The 10,098-nt window shown below is 39.0% G+C and carries 11 protein-coding genes; 6 read left to right on the top strand and 5 right to left on the bottom strand.

All coding sequences use genetic code 11. The annotated features are described in order from the left end of the window. Positions 1–221 (top strand): hypothetical protein (locus ACOVO2_RS16980; protein WP_421771126.1); only part of this gene is annotated, 221 nt, incomplete at its 5' end. A gap of 164 nt (positions 222–385) precedes the next feature. Here the strand turns inward: ACOVO2_RS16980 and ACOVO2_RS16975 are convergent. Further along, positions 386–1,330 carry a histidine phosphatase family protein gene (locus tag ACOVO2_RS16975; protein WP_421771125.1) on the bottom strand — a complete coding sequence of 315 codons (945 nt, stop codon included), beginning with the start codon at positions 1,328–1,330 and terminating at the stop codon, positions 386–388. Between the two features lie 18 nt (positions 1,331–1,348). Further along, on the bottom strand, positions 1,349–2,503 hold the full coding sequence (locus ACOVO2_RS16970) for a DUF3179 domain-containing (seleno)protein (RefSeq protein WP_421771124.1): 1,155 nt from the start codon (positions 2,501–2,503) through the stop codon (positions 1,349–1,351). A 198-nt stretch (positions 2,504–2,701) separates the two neighbouring features. Here ACOVO2_RS16970 and ACOVO2_RS16965 point away from each other — a divergent pair, with 198 nt between their 5' ends. Then, a complete protein-coding gene (locus ACOVO2_RS16965) occupies positions 2,702–3,157 on the top strand; it encodes a helix-turn-helix domain-containing protein (RefSeq protein ID WP_421771123.1) in 456 nt (151 codons plus the stop codon). Between the two features lie 30 nt (positions 3,158–3,187). On the opposite strand, the gene ACOVO2_RS16960 is transcribed toward ACOVO2_RS16965, so the two are convergent. Beyond that, entirely contained in the window at positions 3,188–3,592 is a 405-nt protein-coding gene (locus ACOVO2_RS16960; RefSeq protein WP_421771122.1) for a hypothetical protein, read from the bottom strand. Between the two features lie 74 nt (positions 3,593–3,666). On the opposite strand from ACOVO2_RS16960, the gene ACOVO2_RS16955 reads away from it, so the two are divergent. Further along, positions 3,667–4,656, top strand: coding sequence for a sulfite exporter TauE/SafE family protein (locus ACOVO2_RS16955; RefSeq protein WP_421771121.1), 990 nt, complete (start codon positions 3,667–3,669; stop codon positions 4,654–4,656). A gap of 265 nt (positions 4,657–4,921) precedes the next feature. Here ACOVO2_RS16955 and ACOVO2_RS16950 read toward each other — a convergent pair whose 3' ends face one another. Both ACOVO2_RS16950 and ACOVO2_RS16945 read right to left on the bottom strand, forming a co-directional pair. Further along, positions 4,922–5,536, bottom strand: a complete 615-nt coding sequence (locus ACOVO2_RS16950) for a DUF2490 domain-containing protein (protein ID WP_421771120.1) — start codon at positions 5,534–5,536, stop codon at positions 4,922–4,924. A 270-nt stretch (positions 5,537–5,806) separates the two neighbouring features. Further along, complete coding sequence (locus ACOVO2_RS16945; protein WP_421771119.1) at positions 5,807–6,409, bottom strand: trimeric intracellular cation channel family protein; 603 nt, start codon at positions 6,407–6,409, stop codon at positions 5,807–5,809. Between the two features lie 74 nt (positions 6,410–6,483). On the opposite strand from ACOVO2_RS16945, the gene dnaG reads away from it, so the two are divergent. From dnaG to ACOVO2_RS16930, 3 genes are all read left to right on the top strand, one after another. Continuing rightward, complete coding sequence (dnaG, locus tag ACOVO2_RS16940; protein WP_421771118.1) at positions 6,484–8,457, top strand: DNA primase; 1,974 nt, start codon at positions 6,484–6,486, stop codon at positions 8,455–8,457. A 243-nt stretch (positions 8,458–8,700) separates the two neighbouring features. Then, a complete protein-coding gene (arfB, locus tag ACOVO2_RS16935; protein ID WP_421771117.1) occupies positions 8,701–9,117 on the top strand; it encodes an alternative ribosome rescue aminoacyl-tRNA hydrolase ArfB in 417 nt (138 codons plus the stop codon). A gap of 80 nt (positions 9,118–9,197) precedes the next feature. Further along, the coding region (locus ACOVO2_RS16930) for a PE-PGRS family protein (RefSeq protein ID WP_421771116.1) at positions 9,198–10,098 on the top strand (901 nt) is incomplete at its 3' end.

Genomic DNA, 10,098 nt, shown 5'->3' with positions numbered 1-10,098 from the left:
CTATTTCAGCTACTTTAAGAAACGCCGAAAAAATTCTATATTTAGTTGATAACAAAGCAGTTGACGAAAATTTTATTGCCAAAGCCGATGAAAACTTCATGAAAAAAGTATTCCAAATGAATGCTGAAGATAGCGATTTGATAGCCAAATTTGGCGAACGTGCCAAAGGCTTTGACAACGTTTTTTGTATCTGGACAACCGACCTTATGAACAAAAAATAAAAAAACTCTGCACGTAAATCAACGTGTAGAGTTCAGGTAATTCTCAATCAATTTTTTAATATTGGTGATGGATTTAGAAGCGAAAAAAACTTGAAACTCTGCACAACAAAGTGCTATACAGAGTCTTATGAACCTATGATGAAAAATTACTTACAATCTGAGTTTTACTTTTTGGACGACTCAATATCATAATACGCTCGCCACATCGGATACGACACAATTCCTTGAAAAGCAGTCTTTTTATCTGCACCTATTTTCATAAAAAAACTATCAGCCATATCAAACGTGCCCATTTTCGAGATTCCTAAACTAATATCATAATGAGCGGCCAACATCAAGAGCTGTTTTGTGGCAACTTGTTCTTCCAAAATCTTGACCATTCCCACGTCTGGTGTTACGCCCGAAACATTATAAAAACGACCATTAATTCGCCTATCAATCGTGATAGGTAAACCCAGATTCATGAGTTCTGCTGTTTGCTTTACTCTACAAAACTCGCTCGAAAATATCTTTTTTATTGGCATTTTCACGCCCTTAAATACCGTTCCGTAATACTCCGACTGCTTTTTCCCGTTCTCACTCAACTGACGAGCCAGCTTGCTATCGCACGATGTCCACCAATTAGTCGAAGCAGGTAGCGTTTCACCGTCAACTCCCACAATCGCTTCGGCATGACGAATCACAATGGCACGAGTTGTATCGGTAGCGTACAGCCTCTCAATGTATTTCCAACCTCTCAAATAATGATTTTTATCGGCCGTTCCGCTGGCTGCCATTACAAAAAACTTAGTTTTCGAACCGTCGGCCGTCCAAGTAGCCTCAATTTCATGCACAACATTGACGGTTGTTTGTGTAATTAAGCCAGTTTCCGAAATATTAAAGCTCGGATTCGTCCCCAGTTTCTTGAATGTGGCAGGCTCAGATGTTTTTATCTGATAACTCTGCTGGTCGATAAACAACATTCGATTATAAAAATCGGCCGACACGATAACTGGCTCGGGTTTGGCTTCTTCTTTGGTGCATTTAAACGACAAAAATGCTATCAGCATTACGCCCAAAAAGGCAAAATTTTTAATCAGTTTTTCTTTTTTTAGATGAAAGCACAACATATTTCTACGCTAAATTTTTTAATATTTTTGGGTTGTGGGGTGAAAAGTCTGCCAGCTATGCCAAAACTCTTGATAAGCCTTCACTTTAGTAAGCGATTCTGAGCCATCAACAGCCTTTCCGTTTATCGTAAATCGTTGCAATTCAACGTTTCTATTATTAATAATTAAAGTATCATTTTTCAGTTGAAATTTCACGTCTTTACTCGGACGCTCAAAAGCAAAGAAACTCTTATCATCAGCCGCCAAAACCAATGCAATTGCCTTCGCTCCTACTTGTTCGTTTATCACTCTTTCTCTTTTCAATCGAAGCCAATCGAAAGCCTTACTATCTCTCCCGATTGCAATGCCCACTACCCACGATTTCTCTTTCCACGATAACGAATCTGTGCGGGTCAAATCGCTCCTACTTTTGCCTTTTTCATACTTGGCTGTGCTATCGTATTTTTCCTTAAAATGCTCATCGGGCTGCATGATTAAGCTGTTGGGGTGCAAAGCAAGCCACTTTTCGAGCGACGTTTGTTCCGAAAATAATTCGGGCAATGTTTGCCCTTTCAGCTTTCCGATAATTGCCTCACCGTTGGCTTGTCGCCACCAACTTTTGGTGGTTTCGTCTTCAAACATGGCATTGAAATGGTCCATGCCTACCAAGCGAAACTTCTCGGGTTTTCCGCCAACAATCGGCTCATAAATACGCCCTGTTCGACAAACAGTGCAGTACGTGACCATTATTTTCTTCCCAGCCAAAGTATCAAGCACTTGGTGATGATAGCCAATCAGCAAAATCGGATACGCTCTTGCTTGGCCGTTCAGCTCGATACCAATTACAATTCGGTCTTTTTCTATTTTATTTGCTTTCGCTGGCTTCATTTGCAAACTCTGTGGCTGATAGAACATCGTATCGGCCGCCATTTGAAAATTAAACGCATAAATAGCCCCAAAAACTAACACCAAACCACCTAAAGTAAACCATTTGGAAGCCTTGAATGCTTTCTGAACCCCAATGAGCAACAACAAAACAAAGCACCCACGAAACACCCAACGCCAAGTATAAAGAAAATACGCTAAGTCGATGCTTCGTATTCGCTGGCTACCCGGCAGCGGCATGATGAAATAAACGTTCAGAAACTCGAACAAAATTAGCCCGATTACGCCCAAGTAAAAAAGTTTTTTCATCGACTTCGAGTGCTACACTTTTGAATGTAATTGTCTGTGCTTAAAGATTATAAGAACTTTCAGCATTATTTAATCATTCACTGGTCAATAAATAAGATTTTTTAATCTTTAACGAATTGATTAAATTGCAAAACAAAGTAACAAACATTTAAAATATATTCCAAATTTTCGGAAATAAAATACAAAAATTCCTAAATAATGGAAAAAAGATTCGGTTCAAACCTTAGAACACTACGAAAGAAAAATAAATTAACCTTAGAATCATTAGGAGAAAAACTAAAGATAAGCAAAAGTGCCATTTCAGATTACGAAATTGGCAAAACTTTTCCTCCGTTAGATGTTTGTGAATTAATTAGTGATTTTTTTGGAATAAATATCGACGACTTACGAAATTCCGATTTCACGGAATTAAGTCTTGAACAAATAGAAGAATTACACGGCTCTAAAGCTAAAAATAAGCCTGCGAAAGAAACTAGCACCGATTTCAGCAATGAAAAAAGGCAATTAGAATTCCATAATAAACTACTGAGCCAACAAATAGAAGGTCTGCAAATTCAACTTAAATTGACTAAGCAGATTGTTGAAAGCAAAGATTCGGAAATAAAATCATTACAGATTCAGGTTAGGCTTTTGGAAGAAAAACTACATGGCTAAAAATACGCCGCTCGAAGTTTAAAACTTAATTTACAGCGAACTTGGATCATTCAATGGCTTCGAGTTCATATTTTCTTGCTTGACAGAAATCAAATTTTCAATCGATTGAGCCGTGGCTTCGAGTGTTTCGTTTTCGCCCGAAATCTTCTTCAATAAATTCAACACCTGAGCTTGTGTTTGTAAGATAACCTCTAATTGAATCTGATTTTGGGCAATTTGCTTCTGATTACGAACAATATTTATCTGATTATTAACAATGATTTCTTGGTTACGAATAATCGTGGCCTGGTTATGAATCACCACCTCATGATTATCGGCATTTTGCTGCTGATTCTGAATCATAATATCATAGTTTTCTACGATTCTTCCCTGCATTTCTTTCAAAAAATCTTGCTCGGCAAGCAATTTCTGCAAAATCTCTTCAATATTTTTCATTAGAATTTATGCTTATAAGCCAATAATTGCGACTAAATTTGTGAATCACTTTCACAAAAGTAACATATTTTTTTATGTCTGTCGAGAAAACTACTAAAAACAAAATCCCTTATTTATACATCGGCTTCGTGGCCATTGTGCTGAGTTGTTGGGCTTTTTATATTACCTCGACCAATAGTTTTTATGTATATGCCAAACATTGGGCGGCAGTACTTACTATGATTTTTGGGGCGTTTATTGCAGGCTCGAGCCCCGAAGGCAGTGCGGCAATCGCTTATCCTGTTTTTACACTTTTGCTTAAAATAGAGCCAGCCGTTGCCCGAAACTTCGCATTTGCTATTCAGAGTATCGGCATGACTTCGGCTTCATTATTAATCTTAGGTCTAAAAATTAAAGTTGACTGGGATTACATCAAATACGTAACATTCGGCGGAATTTTCGGACTTATTTTTGGTACTTACTATATCGTTCCGCTTGTTTCGCCACCACTGGCAAAGTTGTTTTTTGTGTCGCTTTGGCTGAGTTTTGGCTTGGTATTGTGGTACGAAAACACAAAACCCCAACGTGAAGTTTTTGATAAAATTCAGAATTTCATGCGTTCGGACATGGTCAGATTAGTCTTTTTCGGGCTTATCGGTGGCATGATTTCTTCGCTTTTTGGCACGGGAATCAATATTTTCACGTTTTGTCTGATGACTATCTATTACCGAATCAACGAAAAAGTGGCTGTTCCTTCATCGGTAATCATCATGACACTCGAAACACTGCTTGGTTTTTTTATTCATGGAGCAGTTATCAAAGACTTTCAGCAAGAAGCTTTTGAAATGTGGTTATCGTGTATTCCGTTTGTGGTATTCTTCGCACCTCTTGGCTCATTTGTGATAAGTAAATTACCACGCAAAGCCATTGCTACTTTCCTCTACATCATTCTAATCGTGCAGTTTATTGGTGCTATGTGGGTGCTAAAACCCTCACTTCCACATTTAGGGCTTTCAGCAATTACGCTCATAGCGGGTCTTACTACATTTGCTTACTTGGCACGATTGAAAAGAGATAAGAAATAATAATTTTAATAAAAAGTAAAAATTTCCCCTCCTTTTTCAAGGAGGGGTGTTAAGTTCTCGAAAAAAGCTCCCCTCTCCAATCGGAGAGGGGCTGGGGGTGAGGTCAAAAGGCATCAAAATGTGGTAAAATTGTTGCGTTTTAACCCCACCCTAAATCCCTCCCCGATGGGGAGGGACTTTAAAAATAGAGAACTTAACAACCCTCCTTGAAAAAAGGAGCGACCGTCGCACGGGGGAAATGAAAAAAATTTTATATAACTCCTGCTTAATAATACCAATACTGCACATCATCCCAATTAATAGTAGTCGTGAATGATAGTTGCAACAAATTCAAGAAACGTATATCTTGTTTTTTGTTTCTGACCAACGATTGAAAACCATATCCAACTTCGATTCGATTTTTGCCTGTCGTATAGCCCAAACCGATATTCGACCAATTTTCTGATAATAAAAGTCCATTTTTTGAGCTAACTGGGCCATTTGTTACACCTTTCAGATACAAAAACACTTCGTTGGAAGCCAAAGCATAAAAGCCTCGCTTATATTTTTTTGTGTCATACAATGGATAATTCAAACCCAGTTGATAACGAAAAATGGAGGCATCGGAACGAACATTCGTTTGTAGATTCAACGGGCTACGCCATTCAAAACGCCCACGATTATTGGTAGTTAGTTTCCCAATTTTATAATTATAGGCCGTTTGCAGCACAATCCGATTTTCGTTTTCTCGCAAACCAAAAATATCATGTCGGCCGAAGGCATATCCACCGCCCACATTCCATTTATCGGTCAATTTATAGTTCAGTAACAAATGCGGAATAAAATGTGCATGACCTGATGGAAAGTTCTTCTCTCCTATTTTTAACGCCGAAGTATTCACTACCGACAAAATATGTAGGTTATAGCTAAGTTTGGGCGTGATTCTGCCCGTTTGAGAATAATTGGCCGCAATGCCTCTTAAAGCAAATCTTGTGAATTTGCCTGCACGATTATAAGGAAAGCCATTGCGAAGAAAGTAAGCTTCTTCATGGTTAGTTTTTTTGAAGAAAGCTATTCAAATCTTGTGCCAATTAATAACGCCGTTGTCTGTGTCCTCACAGACAACCCTCGTTTTTTGTCTGTGAGGACACAGACAATGGCACTCAACCAATCAATCAACTTTCGGCAATGAAATATTCATTTTTACGGCAATGAGCCTAATTCCGAAAATGGTCAGGATCGTAATAACCTCGATAATTTCAGCCGAAATATTGAGTTTTTGAAGTAAAAAGAAGATAATTCCGCCCAAAATACAGGCAGTAGCATAGATTTCTTTTCGGAAAAGCGTCGGGATTTCGTTCAATAAAATATCTCGAATCACGCCACCGAAACAAGCCGTAATCGTACCCAAAATCAAGCACGAAGGAATATCCAAATGAACAGCAATACCTTCTTGGATTCCTCGGAGCGTAAAAAACCCAAGCCCCAACGAATCGAAGAAGGTAAGCGTTTTATCCAATTTCTCAATACGATTTTTAAACAAGACCGTGATGAGCGTCACGCCTGCAATGAGCAACACAATAGAAGAATCGAGAATCCACTTTACGGGTAGATGCCCAATCAGAATATCACGGATTGTTCCACCGCCGACCGAAGTCACGAAAGCCATTACGGCCAGCCCAAAGACATCGAGTTTTTTACGGATTCCCGCCAAAGCACCCGATGCCGCAAAGGCAATTGTTCCGCCAATATTGATAAAAGTATAAAATTCCACCGTACCTTTGTTTTTTTCGGAACAAAAGTAGCACAAAATGTGTCATTTTGATTAAGTAGTGAGTAAATTGCAATATGCGGATAAGTCAAGAAACAGTTCAACAGATTTTACAAGCCGCCGACGTAACCGAAATCGTTGGCGAATACGTTTCTCTCAAAAAACGGGGAGCAAACATGATAGCCTGTTGCCCTTTTCATAACGAAAAAACTCCTTCGTTTTACGTTTCGCCAGCCAAAGGTATCTACAAATGTTTCGGTTGCGGCAAAGCGGGCGACTCGGTACGTTTTGTGATGGATATCGAAGGCATCGGCTACCCCGAAGCCCTCAAACATTTGGCAAAAAAATACGGTATTGAAGTAGCCGAAAAAGAAGTAACCAACGAAGAACAACAAGCCCAAAACGAAAAGGAAAGTCTTTACATAGTTTTAGATTTTGCCAATAAATACTACCAAGACCAACTTTGGAAAAGCCCCGAAGGACAAAGCATCGGGCAGAGTTATTTTAAAGAACGTGGCTTTAACCATACAACCATTCAGCGATTTGAGCTGGGCTATAGCCCCGATGGTTGGGATGCGTTTACGAAACACGCCATGAAAAATGGTTTTTCGATAGATATTCTCGAAAAAGCAGGGCTTTCGATTGTAAAAGAAGGCAAAGACCCCATTGATAGATTCAGAGGACGAGTCATTTTCCCGATTCATAATGTAGGCGGAAAACCGATTGCCTTTGGGGCGAGGATTCTGAAAAAAGACCCGAACGCACCCAAATATCTCAACTCGCCCGAAACGGCCGTTTACCACAAAAGTTATATCGTTTATGGTATTCAGCAAGCCAAAAATCCGATTCGTGTAGAAGATAATTGTTATTTGGTAGAAGGCTACACCGATGTGGTTTCGTTGAGCCAGTCGGGTGTAGAGAATGTAGTGGCTTCGTCGGGGACATCACTTACCAAAGAGCAGATTCAGTTAATTAGGCGTTTTACGAATAATATCACGGTGCTTTACGATGGCGATGCCGCTGGTATCAAGGCCTCGTTACGTGGAATTGATATTATTTTGGAAGAAGGACTAAACGTAAAAGCTGTAGTTTTTCCAGATGGCGATGACCCCGATAGTTTTATTCAAAAAGTTGGCAGTCAGGCTTTTAAAGAATACGTGCAGCGAACCCAAAAGGATTTTATTCGTTTCAAAACTGAGATTTCACTCAAAGATGTCGGTCACGACCCAATCAAACGAGCAGAGGTAATTAAGGAATTAGTCGAGACAATTTCTAAGATTCCTGATTCTATCAAACGTTCGGTTTTTTATCAAGAAGTAGCCAATTTGATGGGAATCGAAGAGCAAATTTTGATTACGGAAGGAAACAAAATTTCGCTCAAAAAAGTAAACGATGCCGAAAAAGACCGTCAACGCCAAAATCGAGTACAACCTCAGCAAGTGGGCGATTTAGATGTTTTGGTTGAGCGTCCGGAAGTTTCGCCCAGTTTTCCTGTTGAAAAAACTGAGACACAACGCTCGGCGGTTTCCTACCAAGAAGAAGAATGTATTAGGCTTTTGGTTTGTTATGGCACGCACGTTTTAGACCGAAATGTAGTTGATAATATTGATTTTACGTTGACAGATTATATTTTCAACGAAATCAGAGATATGGTTTTTGAAACGCCAACGTATCAGAAAATTTTGTCGATTTTTCGAGAATTTTATCAAAACCATCAGATTCCTGATACTTCACATTTCACGAGCCACCAAGATAGTGAGATTCAACAACAGGTAATAAACTGGCTTTCAACGCCACACCAACTGAGTGAAAATTGGTTAAAGAAAGAAATTTATATTCCATCGGAAACTGATAAATTGGCCGACTTGGCCTACACGAACGTACTAAGGCTAAAAAAGACTCGTTATGAGTCTGACATGACGAAGCTCTCGAATCAGCTTTTGGAAGCCCAAAGCTACGAAGAGCAAGACCAAATTTTAGTAAAAATGATGCAATTAAAAGAGGTCATTAAGAAGATTGCGGGCTTGCTTGGAACTGTTGTACAGGGTTGAAAAGTGCACAATCAACTGTTCACAGTTTGCATAAAATTATTCATTGCCGTCTGCTTTAGCTGACGGTTTAGTAAAGTTTATCAAACTGGACTTTAGTCCAAACATTTATTTTGACTAAAGTCAATTGGGAAATAATTATCAGTATCCGTCAGCTAAAGCAGACGGCAATGAAGTTTTTCTTTTGTAAGCAAGAATAATTGCTTGAGCAACAAGAAAAAATTACATTGTAAGAACATAAAAACAATGCAAATAGATATAAAAACAATAGATTTTCTGCCCGAAATTGAATTTCAGACCTCCCGCAGTGGCGGGCCTGGTGGGCAAAATGTAAATAAAGTAGAAACAAAAGTAGAGTTACGATTCAATATTGCCAACTCTACCCTACTGACTGATGAACAAAAAACGAGGCTTCTTGAAAAACTACAAAGTCAGTTGGTGCAGGAAACGGTTTTAGCAATTACAGCACAAGAAAAACGTAGCCAATTACAGAATAAAGAACTGGTTGTAAAGAAGTTCTACAAAATTTTAGAAAAAGCTTTTCACGAAAAAAAGAAGCGGATTCCTTCTAAAACGCCACAAGCAGTGGTAGAAAAACGCTTGAAAACGAAGAAAATTGATGGCGAAAAAAAATCGCTTCGCAGTCAGAAAATTGATTTTTGATGTTGATTACAACCTTTAAATACTAAAAACCGTCTTTCTGAAGATATACCCAATAGCCGAACCCAAAATATAACCCCACAATGCGGATATCCATTTTCTGTTCAATCATTCTTTTCACAGTTAGTTCGTGCGATTGGTTTGGAAAAAAACCTACGCCAACGCCCACACCTACCGAAACAATTCCTAATTTTGAAACTACCCCCAAAAGCTCGCTATTTCCGAGTAATATTGCCAATGAAGCATCGGGCGTGGCTGATAGTAGAAGTATGCCAGGCAATGTTTGGATACAAGAAGATGGTGATAACCCTAATGTTTTACATCAGTTTTCACATTCGGGAGAATATAAGGGAAACATCCAAATGCCTTTCCCAAATCGTGATTGGGAAGATATAAGTATTGGTGTTGGGCCAGAAAATGGCAAAAACTACATTTATTTGGCCGAAATCGGCGATAATAATGCCGCCTACAATAATCAATATTTCATTTATCGTTTTTTAGAACCGCAATCACTTTCTGAACAAGTGACCAGTTTTGATAGAATAGCTTTTCAGTACCCTGATGGAAGCCGAGATGCCGAATGTATTTTGCTCGACCCCGCCACCAAAGATATTTACATCGTTACGAAACGAGAGTTTAACGTAAGAATTTATCAATTGCCTTATCCGCAATCAACTACTGAAATGCAGACGGCAAAATTCGTGCAGGCGATTCCTTTTTTTGCTATTACCAGTGGCGGAATTTCGAGCGATGGAAAAGAGATTGTACTCAGAAATTATGATGCGATATACTATTGGTTTAGAAGAAGCGGTGAAAGCATAGCCACTACGCTTTCACGCAATCGAGATAAGTTGCTACCTTATCAAAATGAGCCACAAGGCGAGGGTTTTTGCTTCGATAAAGACAATAAAGGCTATTTCACAAAAAGCGAAAAACCCGACGGCACAAGCGAGCCGACTTATTTGTATTATTTTGCTAAGAAGT

Origin of the sequence: Emticicia sp., assembly GCF_049241225.1 — a bacterium.
Taxonomy (GTDB): domain Bacteria; phylum Bacteroidota; class Bacteroidia; order Cytophagales; family Spirosomataceae; genus Emticicia.
This window is presented reverse-complemented; position numbering and strand designations above follow the sequence as displayed.